Annotated in this window: 24 protein-coding genes; 3 read left to right on the top strand and 21 right to left on the bottom strand. The window is 61.0% G+C overall.

What is annotated here, in order from left to right:
• Window positions 1-520: 520 nt before the first annotated feature.
• Window positions 521-2,095 carry a YifB family Mg chelatase-like AAA ATPase gene (locus KJS47_RS00375; RefSeq protein WP_213521800.1) on the top strand — a complete coding sequence of 525 codons (1,575 nt, stop codon included), beginning with the start codon at window positions 521-523 and terminating at the stop codon, window positions 2,093-2,095.
• A 151-nt stretch (window positions 2,096-2,246) separates the two neighbouring features.
• Here the strand turns inward: KJS47_RS00375 and KJS47_RS00370 are convergent, their stop codons facing one another.
• From KJS47_RS00370 to ylxM, 13 genes are all read right to left on the bottom strand, one after another.
• Complete coding sequence (locus tag KJS47_RS00370) at window positions 2,247-2,621, bottom strand: YraN family protein (RefSeq protein WP_213521798.1); 375 nt, start codon at window positions 2,619-2,621, stop codon at window positions 2,247-2,249.
• Window positions 2,618-2,944, bottom strand: coding sequence for an EscU/YscU/HrcU family type III secretion system export apparatus switch protein (locus KJS47_RS00365; RefSeq protein WP_213521796.1), 327 nt, complete (start codon window positions 2,942-2,944; stop codon window positions 2,618-2,620). The genes KJS47_RS00370 and KJS47_RS00365 overlap by 4 nt, the downstream gene beginning before the upstream one ends.
• Entirely contained in the window at window positions 2,941-4,785 is a 1,845-nt protein-coding gene (locus tag KJS47_RS00360) for a hypothetical protein (RefSeq protein WP_213521794.1), read from the bottom strand. The genes KJS47_RS00365 and KJS47_RS00360 overlap by 4 nt, the downstream gene beginning before the upstream one ends.
• A 102-nt stretch (window positions 4,786-4,887) precedes the next feature.
• Window positions 4,888-5,556 (bottom strand): ribonuclease HII, encoded by a 669-nt coding sequence (locus KJS47_RS00355; RefSeq protein ID WP_213521792.1) that lies wholly within the window; start codon window positions 5,554-5,556, stop codon window positions 4,888-4,890.
• Window positions 5,557-5,702: 146 nt separating this feature from the next.
• The gene (ylqF, locus tag KJS47_RS00350; RefSeq protein WP_213521790.1) at window positions 5,703-6,584 is read right to left on the bottom strand and encodes a ribosome biogenesis GTPase YlqF; all 882 of its coding nucleotides are present in this window, start codon (window positions 6,582-6,584) and stop codon (window positions 5,703-5,705) included.
• A gap of 27 nt (window positions 6,585-6,611) precedes the next feature.
• Complete coding sequence (gene lepB / locus KJS47_RS00345) at window positions 6,612-7,190, bottom strand: signal peptidase I (RefSeq protein WP_213521788.1); 579 nt, start codon at window positions 7,188-7,190, stop codon at window positions 6,612-6,614.
• A 219-nt stretch (window positions 7,191-7,409) separates the two neighbouring features.
• Window positions 7,410-7,751, bottom strand: a complete 342-nt coding sequence (rplS, locus tag KJS47_RS00340; RefSeq protein ID WP_213521786.1) for a 50S ribosomal protein L19 — start codon at window positions 7,749-7,751, stop codon at window positions 7,410-7,412.
• Between the two features lie 161 nt (window positions 7,752-7,912).
• Window positions 7,913-8,680: a tRNA (guanosine(37)-N1)-methyltransferase TrmD gene (trmD, locus tag KJS47_RS00335; RefSeq protein WP_213521784.1), complete on the bottom strand. Its 768-nt coding sequence runs from the start codon at window positions 8,678-8,680 to the stop codon at window positions 7,913-7,915.
• Window position 8,681: 1 nt separating this feature from the next.
• Window positions 8,682-9,203: a ribosome maturation factor RimM gene (gene rimM / locus KJS47_RS00330; RefSeq protein WP_213521782.1), complete on the bottom strand. Its 522-nt coding sequence runs from the start codon at window positions 9,201-9,203 to the stop codon at window positions 8,682-8,684.
• Window positions 9,204-9,289: 86 nt separating this feature from the next.
• The gene (locus KJS47_RS00325; RefSeq protein ID WP_213521780.1) at window positions 9,290-9,520 is read right to left on the bottom strand and encodes a KH domain-containing protein; all 231 of its coding nucleotides are present in this window, start codon (window positions 9,518-9,520) and stop codon (window positions 9,290-9,292) included.
• A 28-nt stretch (window positions 9,521-9,548) separates the two neighbouring features.
• Window positions 9,549-9,821 (bottom strand): 30S ribosomal protein S16, encoded by a 273-nt coding sequence (rpsP, locus tag KJS47_RS00320; RefSeq protein WP_213521777.1) that lies wholly within the window; start codon window positions 9,819-9,821, stop codon window positions 9,549-9,551.
• Between the two features lie 66 nt (window positions 9,822-9,887).
• Window positions 9,888-11,252 (bottom strand): signal recognition particle protein, encoded by a 1,365-nt coding sequence (ffh, locus tag KJS47_RS00315; RefSeq protein ID WP_213521775.1) that lies wholly within the window; start codon window positions 11,250-11,252, stop codon window positions 9,888-9,890.
• Window positions 11,253-11,358: 106 nt separating this feature from the next.
• Entirely contained in the window at window positions 11,359-11,709 is a 351-nt protein-coding gene (gene ylxM, locus KJS47_RS00310) for a YlxM family DNA-binding protein (RefSeq protein WP_213521773.1), read from the bottom strand.
• A 174-nt stretch (window positions 11,710-11,883) separates the two neighbouring features.
• Here ylxM and KJS47_RS00305 point away from each other — a divergent pair, with 174 nt between their 5' ends.
• Window positions 11,884-12,303, top strand: coding sequence for a universal stress protein (locus tag KJS47_RS00305; protein WP_213521772.1), 420 nt, complete (start codon window positions 11,884-11,886; stop codon window positions 12,301-12,303).
• An 86-nt stretch (window positions 12,304-12,389) separates the two neighbouring features.
• On the opposite strand, the gene KJS47_RS00300 is transcribed toward KJS47_RS00305, so the two are convergent.
• From KJS47_RS00300 to KJS47_RS00280, 5 genes are all read right to left on the bottom strand, one after another.
• Window positions 12,390-12,710, bottom strand: coding sequence for a thioredoxin family protein (locus KJS47_RS00300; RefSeq protein WP_213521771.1), 321 nt, complete (start codon window positions 12,708-12,710; stop codon window positions 12,390-12,392).
• A gap of 1 nt (window position 12,711) precedes the next feature.
• Window positions 12,712-13,080 (bottom strand): MerR family transcriptional regulator, encoded by a 369-nt coding sequence (locus KJS47_RS00295; protein ID WP_213521770.1) that lies wholly within the window; start codon window positions 13,078-13,080, stop codon window positions 12,712-12,714.
• Window positions 13,081-13,246: 166 nt separating this feature from the next.
• Window positions 13,247-14,539, bottom strand: a complete 1,293-nt coding sequence (locus KJS47_RS00290; RefSeq protein ID WP_213521769.1) for a cation:dicarboxylate symporter family transporter — start codon at window positions 14,537-14,539, stop codon at window positions 13,247-13,249.
• A 303-nt stretch (window positions 14,540-14,842) separates the two neighbouring features.
• Window positions 14,843-15,331: a CcdC family protein gene (locus tag KJS47_RS00285; RefSeq protein ID WP_213521768.1), complete on the bottom strand. Its 489-nt coding sequence runs from the start codon at window positions 15,329-15,331 to the stop codon at window positions 14,843-14,845.
• A 255-nt stretch (window positions 15,332-15,586) separates the two neighbouring features.
• On the bottom strand, window positions 15,587-17,344 hold the full coding sequence (locus KJS47_RS00280) for a glycoside hydrolase family 2 protein (protein ID WP_249716006.1): 1,758 nt from the start codon (window positions 17,342-17,344) through the stop codon (window positions 15,587-15,589).
• A gap of 167 nt (window positions 17,345-17,511) precedes the next feature.
• On the opposite strand from KJS47_RS00280, the gene KJS47_RS00275 reads away from it, so the two are divergent.
• Complete coding sequence (locus tag KJS47_RS00275; protein WP_213521765.1) at window positions 17,512-18,441, top strand: ArsR/SmtB family transcription factor; 930 nt, start codon at window positions 17,512-17,514, stop codon at window positions 18,439-18,441.
• 349 nt (window positions 18,442-18,790) lie between these two features.
• On the opposite strand, the gene KJS47_RS00270 is transcribed toward KJS47_RS00275, so the two are convergent.
• The 3 genes from KJS47_RS00270 to KJS47_RS00260 form a co-directional block, all read right to left on the bottom strand.
• Window positions 18,791-21,718 (bottom strand): DEAD/DEAH box helicase, encoded by a 2,928-nt coding sequence (locus KJS47_RS00270; protein ID WP_213521763.1) that lies wholly within the window; start codon window positions 21,716-21,718, stop codon window positions 18,791-18,793.
• Window positions 21,715-23,271, bottom strand: a complete 1,557-nt coding sequence (locus tag KJS47_RS00265; protein WP_213521761.1) for an SWIM zinc finger family protein — start codon at window positions 23,269-23,271, stop codon at window positions 21,715-21,717. The genes KJS47_RS00270 and KJS47_RS00265 overlap by 4 nt, the downstream gene beginning before the upstream one ends.
• Before the next feature lie 72 nt (window positions 23,272-23,343).
• Window positions 23,344-24,198: a CPBP family intramembrane glutamic endopeptidase gene (locus KJS47_RS00260; protein ID WP_213521760.1), complete on the bottom strand. Its 855-nt coding sequence runs from the start codon at window positions 24,196-24,198 to the stop codon at window positions 23,344-23,346.
• Window positions 24,199-24,416: the final 218 nt, after the last annotated feature.

Genomic DNA, 24,416 nt, shown 5'->3' with positions numbered 1-24,416 from the left:
CTATGAGAGCGAGGGCCCGCGGGGAGGCGGAACCTAGGCCAGGTTCCGTGATGGCCTGCTTGGTCGGCGGGCGCAGTCGGGCGGCAAAAAGGCCGAAATGGTGTGGTAGGAGCCGTGAGTTAGCAGGATCGGCCTGCACGGCGGCGGAAGCACGGTCGGGGGCAAGGGCCTACATGGTATAGTAAGAGCCGTGAGTTAGCAGGGGCTGCCTGCTCGACGGCGTGAACCCATTCGGACGACAAAGATCCGAATAGCAGGAGCCATGAGGTCCCGGGCAGTCTCGGGCGGCAAAGGTCGAATCTCCATATGTAACCTGACAACCGCACTTACCCGGGCGGCCCGGCAACAATTGCACTCGTTCTGGAAGGAATCGGGCCGCAGACGGCGAATGCTATCAGGAGACAGCGTCTAAAACGCGACAAGACAATCGAGCGGAACGGTTATAAGGAAGCACCTTTCTCCGCGTTCGCCTGGGGCCGCACGGCTTCTGGCGCCGCTAGCAGAGAGGGGCTTTTTTGAGATGTTCGGAAAAGTAAACAGCGCATGTGTGCACGGAATCGACGGCCAGATGATCGAGGTGGAGGTCGACATTCAGAACGGCCTGCCGCTCGTCAACTTAGTCGGCCTGCCCGACCCGGCGGTACGGGAATCAGCGGAGCGTGTCCGCGCCGCCATCAAAAACTGCGGGTTTGCCTTCCCTATGGAGCGAATCACGATCAATCTGGCGCCGGCCGGCATGCGAAAGGAAGGCTCCAGCTTCGACCTGGCCATCGCCGCAGGGATTCTCGTTACCAGCGGGCAGATGAACCCTCTTCTACTCGAGGGCAAGGTGCTGCTCGGCGAGCTGGCGCTCGACGGCAAGGTCCGTCCGGTCACCGGCATCCTTCCCATGACGGAGGAAGCGAAGCGAACGGGCTTTCGCGAGCTCATCGTCCATCCGGACAATGCGGCCGAAGCGCTGCTGCTGAAGGACGTGGAGGTCTATGTGCTGAATCACTTAAGGGATCTCCCTCAATTAACGACATTAAGAATAAAGGACGTGAAGGAGTTCGCATTCCTGACGGATGGCGGAGCCGCCCAACCGCCCGGAGCTGTTACCGCATCCGTTGACGACAGCCAGCTGGATTACGCTGACGTGCTCGGACAGCAGCATGTGAAACGGGCGCTTGTCCTCGCGGCGGCGGGGATGCATAATATCATGCTGATCGGGCCGCCCGGGACGGGCAAGACGATGCTGATCCGCCGGCTGCCCACCATTCTTCCGTTTCTAGAGGAGCAGGAAGCACTTGAGGTGACCAAGATCTATAGTGTGTCAGGCAAGCTCGCGGCGCGCGGACAGCTCGTGCGGGAGCGGCCGTTTCGCGCTCCCCACCATACCATCTCGGCGGGCGGCCTCATCGGAGGCGGCACGGTGCCGAAACCGGGAGAGGTGAGCCTCGCGCATCGGGGAGTGCTCTTTCTTGACGAGTTCCCCGAATTCTCGCGGAATGCGCTCGAGGTGCTCCGTCAGCCGCTGGAGGACCGCCACGTGACGATCAGCCGTACCCGGGCCGTCTATTCATTCCCGGCCCACTTCGTCCTGGCCGCCTCGATGAATCCGTGTCCCTGCGGCTATTACGGTTCCGATGCGGGCAACAGCGGTGCCGGCTGCACTTGTCCCCCGCACAAGATCGCCCAGTACCGCACCCGCCTGTCCGGCCCGCTCCTCGACCGGATCGACCTGCACATCGAGGTGCCCCGCCTGGCTCCGCAGGAGGCGGGAGAGCGCAGCTCAAGTCTCGGTTCCGAACAGATGAAGGAAGCGGTGGAGCGAGCGCAGGAGAGGCAGAAGGCCCGCTATGCCGGAACCGGCTGCCGGTTCAACGGAGAGCTGAACGGACGGCTGCTGCGCAAACATTGTCCGCTGCATGCGGAAGCGGAAGCGCTGCTGCAGGAGGCCTACCGGTCGCTCGGCCTCTCCCTGCGCGCCCACGACCGCATTCTCAAAATTGCCAGAACCATCGCCGACTTGGAAGACAGCCCCCGGATCGAGCTCGCCCATCTGGCGGAGGCCGTGCAGTATCGCAGCCTGGATTTATGGAAGCCGGCCTTCTGAAGGGGGCAACTGGATGGTGGGCGGCTGGTTATGCTTCGTATGCCCACACCCTCTTTGGATAAAGCTGAGCGGACAAAAAAAGGACAGAGCCCGGCTCTGTCCTTGCCTTACCATGCCTTACCTGTCCTTCCTGGCCAGCCAGAGAAGGCCATTAAAACGCGTGCCGCAGCAGCGTCATCCCGGCGATCTCTCCGTCCGATCCTGTCCGCACGGCGACCAGATCAAAGCGTACGCTCCGCTCCCACTGGCGGGTCAGATGGAGATACACCTGCGCCGTCTCGCGCACCTTCTTCTGCTTGCGCCAGTCGACCGACTCCTCTGGCGTTCCGAACGCGCCTCCCTGCCTCCGGCTCCTGACCTCCACGAAGACAAGCGTCCCCTGTTCCTCCGCGATGATGTCCAGCTCCCCCGACCGGCATCGCCAGTTCCTCTGCAGGATCGCATATCCCTGCTCTACCAAGAAGGAGGCCGCCGCCTCTTCTCCGCGTCTTCCCGCCTCCCGGCGGCTGTTATGGGACTGCGTCATCCATTCCCCTCCATCCCACTCGCCTGCCGGTCCGTCTCGTAGACGAGCTTCAATATTTCGGCGACGAGCCCGTACAGCTCGGGCGGAATTTCCTGATCAAGATCGAGCTTGGCCAGCACCTCTACCAGCGAAGCGTTCTGCTGGATGGGAATGTCGTGCTCCCGTGCCCTCTTCAAAATCGTTTCGGCCACTTCTCCCCGGCCTTTGGCAATGACAACGGGCGCCGTCCGCTCCCCCGGCGAATATTTGAGCGCGACCGCCCGCTTGGTCTGCTCCCTTGGCTCCGTCTGCTCGTCCGGCCTTCCGGCTTCGCCCTGCCTCATATGCGCATATCGACTCCTTTATACCGTTTGGCCGCGTAACGGCTGCCCGGCTCCGACGCCGGGAGGGCATTTTCCACCTGCTCCTCGCGCGTCATCGGAGTCGTCCGCATCGTCACGTAGGGAAAGCCAAGCAGCTCCAGCTGGCCGGCGAGTGCTTCTTTGCCGCTCTCCAGAAGGATTCCGGCGGCTGGATGGTCCGTTTGGACCGTGACGCTGACCGCCCGGTCCACGACCAGCACATCAACGAGCGTCGGCCCGAGCCGGTCCATCTGCAAATCGAACAGCAGCCGGCAATTGGCTGCGTCCAGCCGTCCGGTTCCTTCCCGGCGCGACTGGATGTGGACCGCCGCATCGCGGCGGTGCTCGCCAACCTGCAGCGGCACGGTTACGGTCACATAGGCGAGCGGATTGGTCCGGTCGGCGGCAAGCAGCAGCTGCTGCCCGGTCACGTGCTGCAGCGTCTGCTGGACCGCCTCGCGCAGCGGAGCCGGCAGCTCCGTTCCGCTAGCCGACAGGCGCAGCAGCGCGCTCTTCAGCGATGCCAGCTCAGCTGCCGGCTGGTCCGCGGGAGCCAGCACGGGCAGAGCACCCGGCGGCTGGGCTCCGGGCGCCGGCCTGCTGTCGGCCCCCGGTCCTCCCGGCCGCTCCGGCGTGCCATCGGCTTCGGCGCTGCCGCCTAGCAGCCGACTCGCGATCTGGCGCTCGTAGTCGACGCCAATCGCCTTCAGCACGCGCGCCAGCCACGCGCCGCCGCCATCGCCCGCCGCCTCCGGCTGCGCCGCCGGGCCCGCCGCAGCCTCGCCGGCCGCCAGCGTGCCGCCTGGCGCCGCTGACGCGGGCCCGGGCGCTGCGGCGCCAGCGCTCGCCGCGGCTGCGGCCGGGCCTTGCGGCGTCCCGCCGGGCGCGGCCTGGCCCGCCAGCGCAGCTTCGGCCCGCGGCGCAGCAGCGGCCTCGCCGCGCGCGGCACTCGCCGGCGCGGCCTGCGCAGCCGGCGCTGGCGCCCCGGACGGCGCCTCCGCCGCGGGCGCTCGGCCCGTGGCCGCCTGCGGCGCTTCGCCGGCGAGCGCCCCCGGCGGGGCACCCTGCGGCTGCGCCGCAGCGGCAGCGCCGCTCGGAGGCGCCGCGCCCGGGCCGCTGCTCGCGGACGCCGGCCCGCCGCCGGGCGCGGCAGCTAGCCGGCGCAGCGCGGCGGCCGCTTCGAGCAGCTCGCGCAGCGCGCCGCGTGCGGGGCCGTCCGCCGGCTCGCCGGAGGCCAGCGCCTGACCGGCCAGCTGCTCGAGCTGCGCCAGCGAGGCGGCGAGCGGTGGACCGGCGATGACGCGGTGCACCGCCGCCACCGTGTCCGGCTCGAGCGGCAGTCCGCGGCTCGCCGCAACGACCGCCGCCTGCGCCCAGCTGCCCGGCTCCACTGAGCCCGGCTTCGCCGCCAGGACGCGGGCAAGCGCTTCGACCGTCTCCCGCTGCAGCGGAAGCGAGGCGCCCTGCAGCAGCCGGACCGCTTCGCGATGTTGCGGCCCGCTACCCGCGATCCCCAGCTGGCGGAGCAGCTGCTCGGCCCCTTCTTCGGTCAACGGGGGCACTGCTCCCTCCATCGGCTTCAGCACCGCCATGCCGTCCCGCTCCTCCGCCTGCACCTGGAGCAGCACCTGCTGTCCCGCCTGCAGCGGAGTTTCCAGCTGGGCTTTGAGCTTCACGCCATCGATGAGGAGCAGTGCCTCTCCTCCATCCAGCATCTGAAGCACCTGCCCCTTTACGAGCTGGCCCGGCTTCAGATTAAGCACAGACGGTTCCCCTGGGCGGACCGTTCCCGTCAGACTGCGCAGCAGCTGTCCAATATTCATCTCGCGTCCGCCTCCTCTTGCGCTCGTAGCCGTACGAATGTCTCCTCGTCTATATCGGCAGACGTCCCGGTCTTTATGAGGTTCGGCAGCCAGCGAGCGGCCTCAGAACAGCACTTCCTGAACGGCGAGCAGCTTGCCGAGGAACGACTTGCGGTGGTCCGGGCAAGGACCGTAAGCAAGAATCGCCTCCCGGTGCACCTTTGTCGCATACCCTTTATGTACAGCGATTCCATATTCGGGATATTCCAGATCCCATTGCAGGCAGAGCCGGTCGCGCGTTACTTTGGCGACGATAGAGGCCGCGGCGATGGACTGGCTCAAGGCATCGCCGTGAACGATCGCCAGCTGGGGCGTATCGCATTCTACCCGTTCGGCATCGACCAGCAGATGATCCGGCTGGATCGGAAGCCCATCTAAGGCCCGTTTCATGGCGAGACGGGCCGCCTGCTTGATATTGATTCGGTCGATCGTCGCGACATCCACCGTGCCGATGCCGACGGCCACCGCCCGTTCCATAATGAGCTCATACAGCTGCTCACGCCTTTTGGCGGACAGCTTCTTGGAGTCGTCCACGCCCTCAAGCTCCAGATGCGGCGGCAATATAACGGCGGCCGCCACCACGTCGCCGAACAGGCATCCGCGTCCAACTTCGTCGACGCCTGCTATATGGCGGTATTGCTCCGCCCATAATCGGTTTTCGTATTCCAGCATCTCGGTTGTCCCCCTTGCCTGCGTCGCTGCGGCCGGTATGCCCTTGTAAGCTATGACCATCCGGGCATCCGTCAGCCGCGCAACGCCTAACCCGCTGACAGGCTCCTCTTATTATAGCATCCGTTCCTCTTGCCGGAACTAGTAGGATGCTTTTTGCCAGACCAACAGGAAAAAAGCCACTCTCCCGAGTGGCTTATCGATCTTCGTTAATTCCCGTCCGTCCATTCGGCCGGCGTCTCAAGAGAGATCCGCCCGAATTTGCCCGACCGCAGCTCGCGGAGAATGAGCGTCGAGGCTTTGTCCAGGTTGACGAAGCCTCCTCCCTGCAGACACCCCCGGCGCCGGCCGATCTCCTCCATCACCTGCACAACCTGCTCGTTGTCCGAAGGATCTTCGGGCAGCTCGTCCAGCTGGAATCTCTCCCGCAGCGCAACCGGATAATGCTGCAGCATATACCGGATAAAGAAAAAGGCGATTTCCTCTGCATGCAGGATGTCATCCTTGATCGCACCCGTAACCGCGAGGCGCAGGCCGACGGTCTGATCCTCGAACTTGGGCCACAGAATGCCCGGCGTATCGAGGAGCTCCAGTTCGCCTGCGATCCGGATCCATTGCTGTCCTTTGGTTACACCCGGCTTGTCCCCGGTAAGGGCTACCTTGCGGCCAGCCAGCCGGTTGATGAGCGTCGATTTGCCGACGTTCGGGATGCCGACGATGAGCGCGCGAATCGGTCTCGGCTTCATCCCCTTGCGGATTTGCGCTTCGATTTTGTCCGCGAGCAGCTTGCGGCTTCTGGGCACGATTTCCTTGACCTGGTTGCCCGTCGCGGAATCAATGGCCAGAGCGTCGAGCCCCCGCTCGCGAAAATAAGCGTCCCAAGCGTTCGTCACGGCAGGATCGGCCAGATCGGCCTTGTTCATCAGCACGAGACGCGGCTTGCCCCCCAAAATTTCGTCGATCATCGGATTGCGGCTGGACAGGGGAATCCTTGCATCCAACAGTTCAATGGCCAGATCGATCAGCTTGAGCTTTTCTTGGATCTGCCGGCGGGCCCGTGTCATATGGCCCGGAAACCATTGTATCGTCAAAGGAACACCTCTCCCGTCTTTCCGTTATTAGTTATGGTTGACAAAGCTGAACTTGTCGAGCGGCCAGAAGATGACATCCGCCCGGCCGACGATCTTGTTGAACGGTACCGAGCCGACGGATGCCGCCCGGCTATCCTGGCTGTTCAGCCGGTTGTCGCCGAGGACGAAGACGCTGCCTTCCGGCACCTTGGTCTCCGGAAAATCCCGGTTATACATCTCCCCGTTCGTGAGCGCGTTGTTGACCGCTTCGACGAGATACGGCTCCTTCAGCTCTTCATTGTTGATATAGATTTTATTATTCGCAATTTTGACCGTTTCACCCGGAAGCCCGATGACACGCTTGATATAGTCTCTGCCTGCCGGTGCGTGAAACACCACGACCTCACCCCTCTTCGGTTCCCGGAACGTGTACACGATCTTGCTGACGATGAGCCGCTCTCCCGTATAGAAGTTCGGTTCCATGGATGGGCCGTCTACAATGAAGGGAGCGAACACGAACCAGCGGATCAAAAAGACGAGCACCGCCGCAATGACGAGCGCTTTCACCCATTCCCACACTTCGTTCTTGACGGAAGCCTCTTTAGGTTCCAAGTTATCCTGTTCCAAGTCCGGCACCTGCTTTCTTCGGTTCGATGTCCTGGTTCCTCTATAGGTAGATACGCCGGCATTCGCAGCTCGTCCGGCCGGCAGCAGGCCGGGCCAGCGGGAAGCGGAATGACGCTCCTGCCGCTGGCCGGCGCACTGACGAGCGGACAAGCTCGGGTCTGCCCGTATAGGGTAAGATAGGAAAGGAAAAGGGGCTTGGTATGCAAGCCCCTTCGGTTCTTATCGAATTTCTTTGATTCTAGCAGCTTTCCCGCGAAGTCCGCGCAGGTAGTAGAGCTTAGCGCGACGAACTTTACCACGGCGAGCCACTTCAATTCTGTCGATTTTCGGAGTATGCAGAGGGAATGTTCTTTCTACCCCAACACCGTAAGAAATCTTGCGAACCGTAAAGGTTTCGCTGATTCCGCCTCCGCGACGCTTGATCACGACGCCTTCGAACATCTGGATCCGTTCGCGGGTTCCCTCGATTACCTTAACGTATACTTTCAGAGTATCGCCAGGACGAAAGTTCGGCAGATCCGAACGCAGTTGTTCTTTCGTAATTTCTTGTACCAAATTCATATAGGACTTCCTCCTTCCGCACAGGTGTTCATTCCGCCATCATTTGCATACGGTGCTCGGCGTAGAGGACCACCAGAATCACAAAAACCACAACGGCTTTATACTACCATAACCAACCAAGAAACACAAGACAAAAGAAAAGAGATTTTTCGAGAGGGACCTCAGCCTTCTCCAGTACCGCTCTCCCTCTCAGCCTCATCCGCTTCCCGAAGCGCGCCAAGCCACTTGCGCTCCCGCTCGGTCAGCTCAAGGTCGTCCAGCAGCTCCGGTCTTCTCCGATATGTCCGCTCCAGCGCCTGGAGACGGCGCCATTCCTCGATCCGGCCATGGTGGCCGGACAAGAGCACCTCCGGCACCTCCCAGTCACGGAATTTGGCCGGACGCGTGTAATGAGGGTATTCCAGCAGGCCGGTGCTGAACGAGTCGGTGACCGCCGACGTCTCGTTGCCGAGAACACCCGGCAGCAAACGGGACACGCTGTCGATGATGACCATCGCCGGAAGTTCTCCTCCTGTCAGCACATAGTCGCCGATCGACAGCTCGTCCGTAACCAGATGCTCGCGGATCCGCTCGTCGTACCCCTCGTAATGGCCGCAGACGAAGACGAGATGCTCCTCCCGGGCCAGCTCCTCCGCCTTGCGCTGCGTGAACGGCTCGCCCTGCGGGCACATCAGAATAACCCGCGGACGGGTGGACTGTCCCTCGGTCAGCTCCTCGACGGCCGTGAAGATCGGCTCGGGCTTCAGCACCATTCCTCCCCCGCCGCCGTACGGATAATCGTCGACTGTATTGTGCTTGTTGTTCGCATACTCGCGAAAGTTGATCGTTCGGAGAGAGACGATCCCCTTATCCCGCGCCTTGCCGAGAATGCTCGCGCCGAACACGCCCTCGAACATCTCCGGGAAGAGCGTTAACACGTCAATCTTCATCTTAATCGAGCAACCCTTCCATCAGGCGGACCGTGATGAGCTTCTCCTGGACATCGACGGAGAGAACGACGTCGTCGATCACCGGCAGCAGAAGGGGCTTGCCGGCCGGCCGGGCGACTACCCAGACGTCGTTCGCCCCCGGGGTCAGGATCTCGCTTACCGTCCCCAGCTCCTCGCCTTCCTCCGTTCGCACGGTGCAGCCGACGATTTGATGGTGATAGTATTCTCCTTCTTCGAGCTCGCCCATGTCCTCCTCGCGGATTTTGATCGACCAGCCCTTGTACTTCTCGACGAGGTTAATGTCATTCAGACCGGAAAACCGGACAAGGTAGACGTTTTTTTGCGGACGGCCCGCTTCAACGACGACCGGCAGTTCCGTGCTCTGCGCCGGATCGATCAGCAGCAGCCGGCTTCCCGGCTCGAACCGTTCCTCGGGGAAGTCCGTTTGGAGAACGATCTTCAGCTCCCCCCGCGTGCCGTGGGTATTGACGATTTTGCCGACATTGTACAGTTTTCCGCTCATGAACGACCTCCGATTGAAATAGATAGGCATAGACAGCAAAAGGGCTAGGTCTCCCTACCCCTTCCCTGCCGCCGTGCCGGCCGGGATCAGGACACGATCTCGACCAGGACGCGTTTGTTTTCTTTCACCGCCGCCGAAGCGACGACGGTCCGCAGTGCTTTGGCTATCCGCCCCTGCTTGCCGATTACCTTGCCGACATCCGACGGATGCACGGTAAGCTCGTAAACAGTCGCCTGCTTGTTGTCCACAACGTTCACTGAAACTTCTTCCGGATGATCCACTAACGCCTTGGCGATTACGTAAATCAATTCCTTCATGCGAAACCTCCGTTATATTCGGAACGGATTATTTCTGAAGCTTGGACTCGTGGAACTTGGTCATGATGCCGGCTTTGCTGAACAGGTTGCGAACGGTGTCGGACGCTTGCGCGCCGTTGCTCAGCCATTTGAGAGCCTTCTCCTCATCGATTTGCACCGATGCCGGCTGGGTCAGCGGATTGTAAGTACCGATTTCCTCGATAAAACGGCCGTCACGAGGAGAGCGGGAATCCGAAACCACCAGACGGTAGAAAGGGGCTTTGTGAGCACCCATACGCTTCAAACGAATACGAACTGCCATGAACTTTCACCTCCTTACAAGAATTCACTTGCTGCCCGCATCGAACGGCGAAGCGTTCGCTTACGGTTAACCGAACGGGAACTTGAAGCCTTTGCCGAGCTTGCCCTTGAGTCCCTTTGGTCCCTTGGGCCCCATCATACCCGAGAACTGCTTCATCATCTTGCGCATATCCTCGAACTGCTTGATGAGCCGGTTGACCTCTTGGATCGAGTTGCCGCTGCCTGCCGCGATCCGCTTCCTCCGGCTCGCATTCAGCAGCTCCGGCCGGCGCTTCTCCTCGGTCGTCATCGACTTGACGATCGCGACGACCCGGTCCATTTGCCGATCGTCGATCTTGAGATCCTTCATCCCCTTGACCTTGTTCATGCCGGGAAGCATCTCCAGCAGCTGGTCAAGCGGCCCCATCTTCTTCATCTGCTCCATCTGGTCAAGGAAATCCTCGAAGGTGAATTCCGCATTGCGGAGCTTCTTCTCCATTTCCTTAGCCTTCTCGGCGTCGATGCCGGTCTGAGCCTTCTCGATCAGCGTCAGCATGTCGCCCATCCCGAGAATCCGGGACGCCATCCGATCCGGATAGAACGGCTCCAGAGCGTCCATCTTCTCACCGAGCGCCGCGAATTTGATCGGGCAGCCAGTGACCGCCTTGACGGAGATTGCGGCGCCGCCGCGGGTGTCGCCGTCCAGCTTGGACAGCACAACGCCCGTCAGCTCAAGCTGCTTGTGGAAGCTCTCCGCCACGTTGACCGCGTCCTGGCCGGTCATCGCGTCGACGACGAGCAGCACTTCGTCGGGCTTGACTTCCTTGCTGATGTTCTGCAGTTCTTCCATGAGCGCTTCATCGACGTGGAGCCGTCCCGCGGTATCGATCAGCACATAATCGAGGTTGTTGTCCTTTGCATATTGAACGCCGTTCTTGGCAATCTCCACCGGACTCACCTGGTCGCCCATCGTGAAGACGGGAACCTTGACCTGCTCGCCCACCACCTGAAGCTGCTTGATGGCGGCCGGCCGGTAGATGTCGCAGGCGACCAACAGCGGCTTGTGGTTCTGCTTCTGCAGAAGGCGGGCCAGCTTGCCGGAGGTCGTCGTCTTGCCGGCGCCCTGCAGACCGGCCATCAGAATGACGGTCGGAGGCCGGTTCGACTTGGCGAGCTTGCTCTGGGTGCCGCCCATGAGCGCGGTCAATTCCTTGTTGACGATATCGATGACGACCATGCCCGGCGTAAAGCTCTTCAGCACTTCCTGGCCGACGGCGCGCTCCCGGATCCTGTTGATGAAATCCTTGACGACCTTGAAGTTGACGTCCGCCTCGAGAAGCGCGAGCCGCACTTCCCTCAGCGCCTCGTTCACGTCGTCCTCGGTCAGCTTGCCCTTGCCCCGCAGCTTGCCGAATACGTTCTGCAGACGGGTCGACAATCCTTCAAATGCCATGCGGTCCACCTCCTTCTTGCTAGAAATCTGATTCGTTCTGTTTGTTCATCTATTCCTCTTAGTACTCTCTATTAGAACCCCTATATTCAAGCACAGCATCCGCGCGTCAATCGACGCTCAGCAGCCGTTCCAACAAGGGGGCGACGGTGTCCAGGCTGTGAGGAGCGGACTGATGCAGCAGCATCTCGATCTCCCGCACCTGGCGGATTCTCTGTTCATGCTTCGCCAGGAGGCCGAGCTTGGCCTCGTAGTCCTCCAGCATCTGGCCTGCGCGCTTGATATGCTCGTACACGGCCTGCCGGGTGATGGCAAAATCAGCGGCAATCTCGCCGAGCGTATAATCGTCGCGGAAATAGCAGGCCAGGAATGTCCGCTGTTTGTCCGTGAGCAGGTCGGCGTAAAAGTCAAACAGCAAGTTGACGCGAGTCGTCTTCTCCAATGCGTTCGCTTCCGCCATCGCTGCACCTCCTGTAAAGAAAAACACCTTTACACCTTCAACGTTGCCTATTTTACTTTACGTACTTGCCCATGTCAAGTGATTTTCCTTGTCACCCTTTTTTGACTTTTGGCAGACCCGGTGGCAGTATGGAAGAAACGGGAAGGCAAGAACAATGTCTAGGAGGGATTGCCTATGTACCGCAACATTCTGCTGGCCGCCGACGGCTCGCCTCATTCGCTGCGCGCCGCCGAGCGCGCCGTCACCCTGGCCAAGCTGTCGCCGGGCGCCAAGCTGACCATTCTGCATGTACTGGAGGATCCGGCCTTCGAGCGGGAGGACGATCTCGAGCGGGACCGGGAGCGAATTCTGAACGAACGGTCGGAGGCGCTGCGGCCCGTTCGTACGTTGGCGGAGGATAAAGGCGTCGCTTACGAGCAGGTTTTCGTAAACGGAGAGCCGGACATCACCGTCGTCGAGTATGCCAACAGCCGGACGTTCGACGTTCTCATCCTGGGGAGCCGCGGACTGAACAAGCTGCAGGAATTCGTGCTCGGCAGCACCAGCCACAAGGTGGCGAAGCGTGCCTCCTGCCCGGTCATGATTGTGAAGTAAGGGATTTATAATATTTGTTATGTAAACAAACCAGTCTCCCGGTAAAAACCCGGGAGACTGGTTTTATAACGACCCTTTTTGCCCGCCTACTCGGCATGACGGGCAAGCGCCGTTAGGTAAGCCTGCTTCGACTGCAGCCCGACGAGGCGCTCCTGGGGCTCCCCGTCCCGGAAGACCAGAACGGTCGGCATTCCCGTAATGCCAAACCGCGCCGCCAGCTCGGGCGATGCGTCGCAATCGACCTTCCAGACAGGCAGCCGTCCTTCCCTTTCTTTCTCGATCTCCTCCAGAATGGGAAGCAGCACCCGGCAGGGCGGGCACCAGACAGCGCCAAACTCCACCAGCATCGTTCCCTTTCTTTCTATCGCCTCTTCGAACGCTTGCGTATCCATTTCCCGAATGCTCATTTTATCGTTCCTCCTCTTCTGTACTCTCCGCCCGGATGTAAGCGATCCGCTCCATTAGATTGGAACGGATGGCGGTAAGCAGCGCGAGCTGTTCCTCGATTTCGGCAAGCTTCTTTTCGTAGACGGGCAGCACCTCCGAACAGAACGCTTCCTTATGGATCAGGACGCATTGCAAAAACCCCGCGATCTGCTCGGTCGACAAGCCCAAGCCGAGATAGAACTGGATAGTGCGCACTTGTTCCTCCGCCAATACCGAATACTCCCGGTATCCATTGTCCCCGCGTTCCGGCTTCAGCAGGCCCTGCTCCTCGTAGTAACGCAGGGAGCGGATGCTGACACCGGTCCGCCGTGCAAGCTCGCCTATTTTCACTCTTCCCTCCCCCTCGTTTTTCGCTTCGCATTCAGTATAAACCATGACATGAATGGTAGGGTCAAGCGAAAAAAACAGCCACCCGGAATTCCGGACGGCTGTCTGCGGTTATCTGATTTGATACGGGCGGTTTGCCCGGACGTCATGCAACGTAGAGTTTGCTTCTTTACATGGCGACCGATTTGGCATCGGCGTTATTGAGTTCGGCCAGGTACGCTTTGCCTTTGGCTTCGTCGTACTTGCCTTCCCATTTCGACATGACCACGGCGGCCAGGGAGTTCCCCATTACGTTAACGACGGTCCGCATCATGTCGAGGATCCGGTCGATGCCGGCGATGAAGGCGAGGCCTTCTACCGGAATGCCGACCGAGCCGAGCGTAGCCAGCAGGACGACGAACGAGACGCCCGGTACGCCCGCAATTCCTTTGGATGTGACCATCAGAACCAGCATCAGCGTAATTTGGCTGGAGATCGGCATATGAATGCCATACATCTGTGCGATGAAAATGGCGGCGAGCGCCTGGTACAGCGTCGAGCCGTCCAGGTTAAAGGAATAACCGGTCGGGATGACGAACGATGCGATCGCCTTTGGACAGCCGAAGCTTTCCATCTTGCGCATAATATTCGGTAGAACCGTCTCCGAGCTGGCTGTCGAGTAAGCCAGGATGAGCTCGTCCTTCAAAATCTTCATCAGCGAGAAGACACTCGTGCCTGCAATCTTGGCGACCAGTCCCAATACGACGATCACGAAGAAAATCATCGCCCCGTAGACGAGGAGCACCAGCTTGCCGAGCGGAATGAGCGACGACAGACCGAATTTGGAAACCGTGACGCCGATCAGCGCGAAAACTCCGAACGGCGCGAATTTCATGACCTGGTTGGTCACCCAGAACATCGCGTCCGCGGTTCCTTGGAAAAACTTGAGAACCGGTGCGCCCTTCTCGCCGATCGCCGCTATGCCAAGACCGAACATAACGGAGAAGAAAATGATGGCGAGCATATCGCCCGAGGTGAGCGCTTGAAAGATGTTTGTGGGCACAATATTAACGAACGTATCAATGAAGCCGTGGCTCTTGGCCGTCTCCGTCGTTTGCAGATACGACCCGATGTCGCCCTTCGACAGCTCGTTCATGTTCAGGCCGGCGCCCGGCTGGAAGATGTTCGCTGCGAGCAGGCCGATGAGAATGGCGATCGTGGTGACAATCTCAAAGTACAGGATCGTTTTACCGCCCAGTCGTCCGAGCTGCTTGATGTCTCCGACCCCGGCTACCCCGATGACGAGCGACGAAACGACGATCGGCACGACAATCATTTTGATCAGGCGGATAAAGATATCCCCTAACGGCTTCAGGTAGGTACTCACGCCGGGATTGCCGTAAAAAATAGCACCTACCACAATCCCTAGGATCAGACCGATGACGATCTGAATCGCCAGGCCAAATTTTCTCTTTTTCTTCATATGTCTACCTTCCTTCTGCCTAAAGAGTCAATTGCTGCGATCCGGAATTAGCCGGAGATGAAAGCGATTTCCATCGTCTTGGTCCCGGGTAAGTGCTCTATGGAAGAAAAAGAGACACCAAGCTTCTTGCCGAAACCCTATTCCATCTTAAACGAATTTTGTCGAAAAGAAACAGGCCAAATTATGACAGACCCTGTCACCTTGTTCCAATCCCGGAAACGGCAAAAAGCCGGAGGATCGGGTCCTCCGGCTTGCCGACTGGCTTTGTCCGTTTTTGATTTTCCATGCGAGATTCTAAATTTTTTAGGGAGTGGCGGCGGTTTCCTTGGAAGAAAACTGCTTGTACCGCCAATACATAACAACGCGCCACGGCAAGAGCATCCCGAACGCAAGCAGGAAGAAGAGCGCCCCCGTCTGCGGAATCGTCATATAGTTCTCCAGATAGCCATGCAAAAGCGTCCGGACGGCCAGCAGCCCGATGAGAATGAAGGCGAAAGCAATCGAACGCTTCATATACACCTGGCTTCCGGACGTATAGAACTTGGAAGTCGCGATCAGAGGCGGCGAGAACAGCAGCGCCCCCGCCAAAAAAGCCCCTAGTCCCCAAAGCACTGGAATATGGGTAATGGGAGCGACGAACATGAGGAAGCCGGTGCTCATGCCGAGCGGAGGCGCGATGAGCTTGCGGGCCGTCACCGGTCGATTGGCCGCTTTCAGTCTGACGACAATGACGCTGGAAGCGAACAGAACCGTCAGCAGAGTGTACAAATAGTGGGGAAGCGGGATGTTCATGGTCGTTCTCTCCTTTGGGCAGACAAGCTCCTCCGATTATTATATACCATTCCGCCCAAAAATTCCTCGTCTTCCCGGGAGAGGCGCAGCATGCCGCCCGCCCGCGGTCCTGACCGTAACATGCCGCCCGCCCCGCCTAGTCCCATCGATCTTCCGCTCGCCCCATCGTCTGCAGCCGCGGCATCCCTTACAGCCTGATCCGGGCTAGTCTCCCGACCGGTTGGAGACGCTTCGTAATGGTGCGCTATTGATGCGTCAGTAACGCTTCATTTCAATGATTTCGCGAATTTTCTCAAGCGGAGCCTTGGGCTTCCTTTCATACGTAAGCAGCCCATTGATCTCCTGCTCAACGTCCGTCAGTTGGGTATAGCAGAAGCCCTGCACGACTGGGGAGGTGACGAGCGGAGCGACGACATCGCGCAGCCGCCGCAGGAAGTCAGCTTCGTCGGACGCGCCCGAGTATCCCCAGCCCTCCCATTCGCTCTGCTTGAATGCAATGCCCCCGAATTCTGTGACGAGGATCGGCTGGCCCGCGTACGCATGGCCCCCCACCGCCAGCTGGCGGTTGGCCGGAAGGCTTGTCACCGCGGTCTCGGCGTCGGCATAGGTCCGCTCCAGCACGTCCCGGCGCCACTGGTAATCGTGAATAGCGAACAGGTCCGTCTCCACCATTTCCCAGCCGTCGTTGGAGACGACCGGCCGGGTCGAATCAAGCGACTTGGTCAAGTGATACAGCGTCCTCGCATGATGCTGCTGCTGCGCATCGAGCTGGATGTCCGGCACTCCCCAGCTTTCATTCAGGGGCACCCACGCCATGATGCAGGGATGGTTGTAATCGCGGTCGACGGCCTCCTGCCATTCCCGCGTAATCCGCCGGACGTATTCCGCGGAATAGTCGTAGGCGTTCGCCATCTCTCCCCAGACGAGCAGGCCCAGCTTGTCGGCCCAATACAGGAAGCGCGGATCCTCAACCTTCTGATGCTTACGCACGCCGTTAAAGCCCATCTGCTTGGCCAGCTCGACATCTTTCCGGTAAGCCTCGTCGCTCGGCCCGGTCAGGATGCCGTCGGGGAAATACCCTTGGTCGAGTGCGAACCGGAGAAAGTAAGGCCGGTTGTTCAAGCAGAGGCGACCGTTCTCGATCGACACCTTCCGCATGCCGAAATAACTATCGACCCGGTCTGCGGGTTGTCCTCCCTCGAACAGCGTAAACGAGATATCGTACAAGTTCGGCGTTTCCGGCGACCACTGCCGGACTGGGCCGTGATCCCGAAGCTCCCGGAGGCGGATGGACCGCGCTACGATAGGTCCCGTCACCTCGTATTCGTCTGCCGCAAGCTCCCGGCCTTCGAAGGCAATGACCGTCCGGAGGCGCAGCTTGACCCCGGCATCATAGCCGTTTACGATCGCCTGGAAGGCGATCTCTCTCCGGTCCAAATCCGGAGTCAAGCGAACCTTGGCCAGGTGCCGCTCCGGCACCGCCTCCAGCCAGACCGGCTGCCAGATCCCCGTCGTGCGGGTATAGAAGATGCTTGCGGACTTCTCCTTCCAGTACTGCTTGCCGCGCGGCATCTCCAGATCAAGCGGGTTGTCCTCGCAGCGGACCGTTACCCGGTTGTCGGCCGCTCTCAGCAAGTCGGTAATGTCAGCGAAGAAGGGAGTGTGGCCTCCCTCATGGGTGACGGCAAGCTCTCCGTTCACCCAAACAGAGGTTTGGTAGTCCGCGGCGCCGAAATGAAGCACGATCCGCCGGCCTGCCCAAGCTTGGGGAACCTGGAACGACCGGCTGTACCAGACCACACTGTGAAATTCGGTTTCTCCGATGCCGCTCAGCTTGCTTTCAAACGGAAACGGGACTTGAATGGTTCGTGCGAACGGCTCTTTCGACTTCTGCCACTTCTCCTTCAGACCGGCGCGCCGATCGTCGAAGGCGAAGCTCCACTCCCCATTCAGCGTCTGCCAATCATCCCGCCGGAATTGCGGACGGGGGTATTCGGTTCTTGCAGCGGACATCCGGGATCCCTCCATTAACTTAACTGTTTAGTTATCATTATTGAGCCACTATCCGGCTATTATCGTGATCATACTTCATGTTTTTCCTGGCTGTCAACGATTCTTGTTTGATTAACTTTTTGGTTATATAGTGGAGGAAAATGAATATTGCGAGGTGTTGGTCCGCCATGCTGTCTCTTATCGAAGTCACCCGCCGGCATACCGCTTTTTTCGAAGCGTTAGGCTCCGAAACGAGGCTCCATCTGCTGGAATTGCTTTACGAACGGCCTCACAACATCAAGGAGCTGGCCGAGGCGCTCGGCATGTCGTCCGCTATCATAACCCGGCATGTTCAGAAGCTGGAAGGCACCGGCCTGGTCCGATGCGAGTCGGTGCCGGGGGTTCGCGGCTCTCAGAAGCGGTGTTCGGTCGTGCCCGAGCGAGTCACGCTGTTCTTCGGCCATATCCCCGAGCAGCCCGGACGCTCACCGGATAGTGGGCGCCGCCACGAGCTGTCCGTGCCGATCGGCCAGTACAGCGAGTACGCAGTAAAGCCGACTTGCGGCCTCGTCGCCCGGGACCGGATCATCGGCTTGCTCGACGATCCCCGCTATTTCTCGGACCCCGCCCGGACGGAAGCCGCTCATCTGTGGTTCAGCGAAGGGTACGTTGAATACCGGCTGCCGAATTACCTGCTCGGGCAGCAGCGGATCACCCGACTGACGATTTCGCTGGAGATTTGCTCCGAGGCGCCCGGCTCCAACGACCGGTGGCCCTCGGATATCTCGTTCTTTCTGCAAGGCCGTCTGGTGGGCGTCTGGACTTGCCCCGGAGACTTCGGCAGCCAGCGAGGGGCTCTGACGCCCGCCTGGTGGCAGCCGCCCAATACCCAATTCGGTCTCCTCAAATCGCTGCAGATTACGGAGACGGGCACCCTCCTGGACGGCGTCCGGCTCTCCGGCGTCACGCTGGCCGAGCTCGGCTTGCAGAACGGGGAGGACATTCGGCTGCGTCTCGCCTCGCTGCCGGATGCCACGCATCCGGGTGGGATCAGTCTGTTCGGCGGCGGCTTCGGGCATTATGACCAGGATATTCGGGTCACGATGGACTACGACTGAGACGCCTCGTCTGTTCGGCTTATTCTGCCGAACGCTCTTGTCTCCGCTCTAGGTCCTGTTCTGCCTGACCTTCTCCTCGGCAGCGCCGATCGAAGCTGGCCCTGCTTTGGAGGTTCTAGGGAAGTCCTGGTTGGGGAAACCCTGGGTTAATGAGAGTACGGACAGGCAGCGACCTGGGCCTGGAGCAGACTCCAGCATGACGTCATGGAGAAGAAAAGCACAAAAACGACCGGCCGATCGGCACTCAGCCATCGGCGGGTCGTTTTTTGCTTCTTTTAACCGGTGGACAGCCCGGCCGCCCGAGTCGGGCTGCAGCCGGCAGAGGCGCACACCGCCGCTGCCCGCCGGCTTACCAGGCCTGCCGGAGCGCCAGCAGCTCGTGCAGCTGGTCGTCGGAGAACTCGGTAATCCAGCTTTCCGACGTCGCGATAACATTCTCGCTCAAGCTCAGCTTGCTCTCCAGCATCTCGTCGATTTTCTCCTCGAGCGTGCCATAGGAAATGAATTTATGCACCTGGACGTTCCGCTTTTGTCCCATCCGGTATGCGCGGTCGGTCGCCTGGTTCTCGACAGCCGGGTTCCACCAGCGGTCGAAGTGGAACACGTGGTTGGCCGCGGTCAGATTGAGGCCGACGCCTCCCGCCTTGAGCGACAGCACGAAGATGCCGGGACTGGTTTCGTCCGCTCTCTGAAACGTTTCGATCATCCGGTCCCGCTCCGCCTTCGGCGTTCCGCCGTTCAGGAACAACACGGGCTCGTCCCGGTGTGCCTGCAGCAGCCGGGCGAGGAGGCGCCCCATGCCGACGTACTGGGTGAAGATCAGGCAAGAGTCCCCCTCGTTCCGAAGCTCGTCGACCATCGCGACGAGCCGATCGGCCTTGGCGGAGCGTGCCAAGAACGCTTCCCGGAACGCTTCGGAGCGCAGCGCTTCCCCGGCTTCCTCTGCCTCTTCCGTCAGCAGCACAGGATGGTCGCACAGCTGCTTCAGCTCGGTCAGGGCGGAGAGAATCGCCCCTTTCCGCTTCATCCCCTCGAGCGTATCCATGCGCTCCATCAGCTTCTTGACTGCCTGCTCGTACAGCGCTCCCTGCTCGGCCGTCAGGTTGATATAGACCTTCGTCTCCAACTTGTCCGGCAAGTCCAGCTGGATGGCGGGGTCCTGTTTTTTGCGCCGCAGCAAAAAGGGTTTGACCAAGCTCTGCAGCTGACGCGTCCTTTCCTCGTCGCGGTCCTTCTCGATCGGATGGGCGAACCGCTGCTGAAACCCCCGCTGGGTTCCCAAGTAACCGGGATTGAGAAAATCGTAAATGGACCACAGCTCCGACAGCCGGTTCTCGATCGGTGTCCCCGTCAGGGCGATGCGGTGCCGCGCCTGGAAGGAACGGACGGCGGCAGATTGCTTGTTCTGCGCATTCTTGATATTCTGCGCCTCATCCAGACAGAGCGAGCTCCAGCTGACCTCCTGCAGCATCTCCTGGTCAAGCAGCGCAGTCGTATACGAAGTGAGGACGACGTCCGCCTCTTCCAGGACAGCGTTCCATTCCTCACCGCCCACCCGGCCTTTGCCGTAGCGAAGATGCACGTTCAGCTCGGGCGCGAAGCGGGCCAGCTCCTTCTGCCAGTTGCCCAGCACGGAGGTGGGACAGATCAATAGGGCGGGTGCGTCCGCTTCCTCCCGGTGGTGGAGCAGGTAGGCGATGAATTGAACTGTCTTGCCGAGCCCCATGTCGTCGGCAAGGCAGGCGCCGAGCCCGAATCGGCGGAGAAAGCTGAGCCAGGTGAAGCCTTCCCGCTGGTAGCTCCGAAGCTCGGCTCGCAGACCCGCCGGCTGCTCGAGCGCCTCCAGCTCGGCCGGCTGGCTCAGCCGGCGAAGCATCGTCAGGAGGTGCGCGTTCAGCTCGACCTCCAGCTGGATCCGGTCGTCTTCCTCTTCCTCGTCCCCTCCGGCGGAACGAGGGGTGCCGGGCCGCCTCCGCCCCTCCTCGCGCAGGAGGTGAAGCTGCAGAACGTCCTGCAGCGATAAGCCCTCCTCTGGCCGGATGCCCGCCATAAACCGGCGGATCTGCTCCAACAGGGCGGGATCCAGCAGCACCCACTCGCCGCGGAACCGGACGAGCCGTTCCTTGCGCTCAAGCAGCTCCGCGAATTCCGCTTCGCTCAGGTCGCTCTTCCCGATGGCGATCCGCCAGTCGAACTCGACGAGAGAGCCGAGCCCGAACAGCGAACGTCCCGCGGCCCCGGCCTCCGGAGCGACCCGCGCGCGCAGGCGCGGCTTGCGCTGCGAGGCCGCCTCCCACCAGCTGGGAAGCATGACCGTCCAGCCATCGCTCAGCAGGGCGCGGCTGTCGGTTGTCAGGAACCGCCAGGCGGCCTCGTCGCTCAGCGGGTCGGCGAACAGCTCACGGCCCGCCGCAAGGGCGGGAAGCGCCGCAGTGAGCCTCGCCGCCCAGCCGGGAGCCCGCTCCCGGATATAGGGCGTCCAATCGCTCGCCCAGGCGCCGAGCACGTCCCCTTCCTGCGTCAGGCGGACAGGGACAAGCGCCGAAACGTCCTGCTTCTCCTGGAGCACGAGGCGGAGGCGCCAGGTGTCCTCTTCCTCATCCGGCTCGAGCAGCTGCAGCGCGGGACGGAAGGGAGCCGTATCCGGCCGCCATCCGAGCGCGGCAAGCCATTCCTCCTCGGTATAGCTCGCCGCGCCTTCCGCCGTCTGCGGGACGTTAGCGAGAGCCGGATACTCCCGGCGCAGGTCCGCCGCTGCCGCTTCGTCGGCATAATAGAGGCTGCTGACGGCGGCGGAGAAAGCGGCCTCTAGTCCGGACAGCTCCCGGCCCGCCACCGCAAGCTCCTGGAGCGACTCCCAATTCAGCTCCCGAGCTTGCTCGCTGTCCGTCTCCCACGTCCACTGCAGCTTCCCGCGGCGGTATGAGCGGAGGCTGGGCTGATACCGGCCCTCCCGGGCTTCCCGGTACAGAAGCGGCGCCGCTGCCAGCCACTCACGCGTCGGTGCGTCTCCTCCCTCCCAGCGTACGACCTCCAAGGAGGCCGGATCGGCGAAAAAAGGAAGGACCTGCTCGGCGGGCAGAACCGTTACGGCCAGCTCCCCCGCCTGCTTCAGCTCAAGAGCAGTCCCGTAAAGAGAAGGCTCATGCCAGGCGAACAGAACGTTGCGGAATTGCTCGCCCGCAAGGTCCCTTCCATCCTGCTGCCCCCACAAGAGAGCGTCTCCGCTGTCCGTCAGCCTTATATACAGTGTCAAGTCGTGCAAGATCAGGCTCATTCCAGCAGCTTTCCTTTCCTCATTTCTTCCTGGAGCGCCCGCAGCCGGCTGTTCCGCTGAGCAAAATCGGCCAAGAAGCGGTCCCAGCTGGCTTCCCGTCCGCTTCTCTTGTAGGCGTTGCGGAGCCGCTTCAACAGCCGGACCGTCTGCTTGTAGGCATGGCGGTTCTTCAGCCCGAGGCAGCGGGCGACGGCTTGATGATAATACGGAAGGAGCGCTTCGGGCGCTTCCTTCTCGATCGGCTGCAGAACGCTTACCCGGTGATGGAGGGGATCACGTTCCTGAAGAATTTGCAGCTCGATCCACTTTGCCCAGCTGCGCTTCTCGTAGAGGAGCTTCTCGAGGAGCCAGAGGGAATGAGGGAGCATGCCCGCAAGCGCCTCCCACATCTGCTTCTCCGCCCCCGGCACATGCTCGGCGGCCAATTGCCAGCAGTCGGCATACGCCTGCAGCTCTTCATCCCTCCGGCCATAGAAGGAGGAGGCTCCCTGGCGCAGCCAATCGGCCAGCTCCTGCCAGCAGCCCGCATCGGCGAGCTGCCGGAAGAAGGTCAGCAGAATACCGGGGGGCGTCTGCCTGGACGGGCCGATTGCGGCTGCCGCCTCCCAGGCCTCATCCGCACGGGAGAGTGTCAGCAGCAAAAAAGCCTCGGCCGCCGCCAAGGACGGCGAGACAGACTCGGTCCGCTGCTCCTCGATCCCGGCGAGCTCCTCCTCGGCCCGGACGGCAGCATCCCGAAACGGGGCGACCCATGCCTGCCACATGGCGGTGTAAAGGCCGTAATCCAGGTAGTCTCCCGCTGCATTCCGCGCCATCTGCTGCCTCATATATTGCAGCGTCTCCGTGAGCCGATGGCCGCTGTGCGGAATGTCCAGGCCGCTCGTCCGCTCCCGGAGTCCCGCCTCCACCGCTTCATGCTGCCGATAGAGCGGCAAGGAAGCGAGGGGACGCCCCCCTGCGCGCGCCAGACTTTCCTTTTCTTTGTGCAGCAGGAACAGCTCCCGGTGAAGCTCGAACCAGTTCCAGTCCGCCGGATGGAGCGCCGTATCGCTTCTCTGAATCGCCTCAACCTGCTGGCGGAGCCGGTGGGCGTAGTCTCCAGGGAGCTGAGACGGTGCAACCCGAGCGGCTAACCGTTCGAGCGTCCTATGCCAGCCGATGACGTCTAGCCCTTCCAGCTGCCCGATCTGCTCGGACAAGGAAGCATTCGCCGCCTGCTTCACGGCGTGCTTCGCGTTCACGATCCGGGAGGCCGGAAAGCCGTACCGGTCGGCCAGCGCCATGACGGCTGCCGCCAGATGCTTGCAGGCCTTGTGCATCGGGCATGTGCACGAGCTCGATCGGAAGTCGTCCAGCCGGAGCGTGGCCAGGTACGGCTCCTCGTCGACCACCCTCGCCTGAATCTCGCCGTTCCCGGCATGGACCAGCGACTCGACACGTTCCTGCTTGAAATATTGAAAGCCCCGGCTGAGCGTCACCTCTCGATAGGTTTCCGCTATCTCCTCGAGCAGCACGCGCCATTGGGCTTCGTCTAATACGGGATTCGCCTTCATCGTCATGCTCCTTGCTTCTGCCAAAATTCGAATAAGACTAGATACGTCTACCGAGAGATCCTTGCGGTCCGGCTACCGGGAGACGGTGTCGGTCCGCCTCCCACGAGCCGCCGGTTCCTGCTTAAGCTGCAGCGGCTCACGTCTCGCCGCCAGCTGATGCCGGAGGAGCCAGACGCCAACGAACAGCAGAAGCGAGAGGAGAGTAGAGAGCCATGTCAGCAGCAGGGAAGAATTCCCTGTCTCCGTGAATGTGAACACGCCATCCCCGATCCGGCCGGAGACACCGAAGAACAAGCCATAGACCGTATTCAGGCCAAAGTGGATACCGGCGCTGGCCCAGACGGTGTTCGTGCGGGCATAGGCATAGGTCAGGCTGAGTCCAAGTGCCAGCGAGAACACTGTATTCTGGACCTGCAGCCCTTCGTACCAGACATCGTCAAGCGCATACAATACGAGCGCTGCGAGGAACACGGCGGCCGGAGGCAGGCTGTTCCGGAGTCCGCTAAACAGAAGGCCGCGGACGATCATGTCGCTGATGAACGACCCAACGCCGTAGCCGAACAGCACGACAGCCAAAGCAAGCGCCGCCTGACCGCCGCCGTTCATCCCATTATAGTGGTAGCGGCCCAGTCCGAAGTAGAGCGCAAACAGGACAATCCACGCACCGGCCCCCAGCAGGAAGCCGATGCCGAGGTTCCTGTGCCAACCCGGAACCCTCACGATGCCGTACAGATCGAGCCCTCTGCGGAACAGGCATCTGGCCACCGCGTAGGCGACTGGAAAGAAGGCCAGCAAATGCAGTGCCCGCAGGCCATCGTTCATAGGCACCAGAAGCGGAACCAGATTAAAATAACAAGTCAGAAACAAATACGCGGCGAGAACAAGCCCCGCCTGCTGCGGCCACCATTTCTTCAGAACCGATTCCACTCCCTACGGTACAATGGTCATAACCGGTCCATTGTACCACTTTTTGACGGAAACGGAAGCTGGCAGATCCGCTTGCCGGTCTAATCATACAGCCGGTGTCCCAATAGGATGAGCGTCCCGGTTGAGCCTATCCCGCCTATCTCGCCTATCCCCCTATTCCCGCTTTCCGCTTTCCTTCCAGCTGCCCGCGTCACACTCTCGCCGGAAGTGCCAAACCC

Origin of the sequence: Paenibacillus sp. J31TS4, assembly GCF_018403265.1 — a bacterium.
Classification (GTDB): Bacteria; Bacillota; Bacilli; order Paenibacillales; family NBRC-103111; genus J31TS4.
Note: the sequence above shows the minus strand (reverse complement) of the source record. Positions and strands in the feature narration are given on the sequence as shown.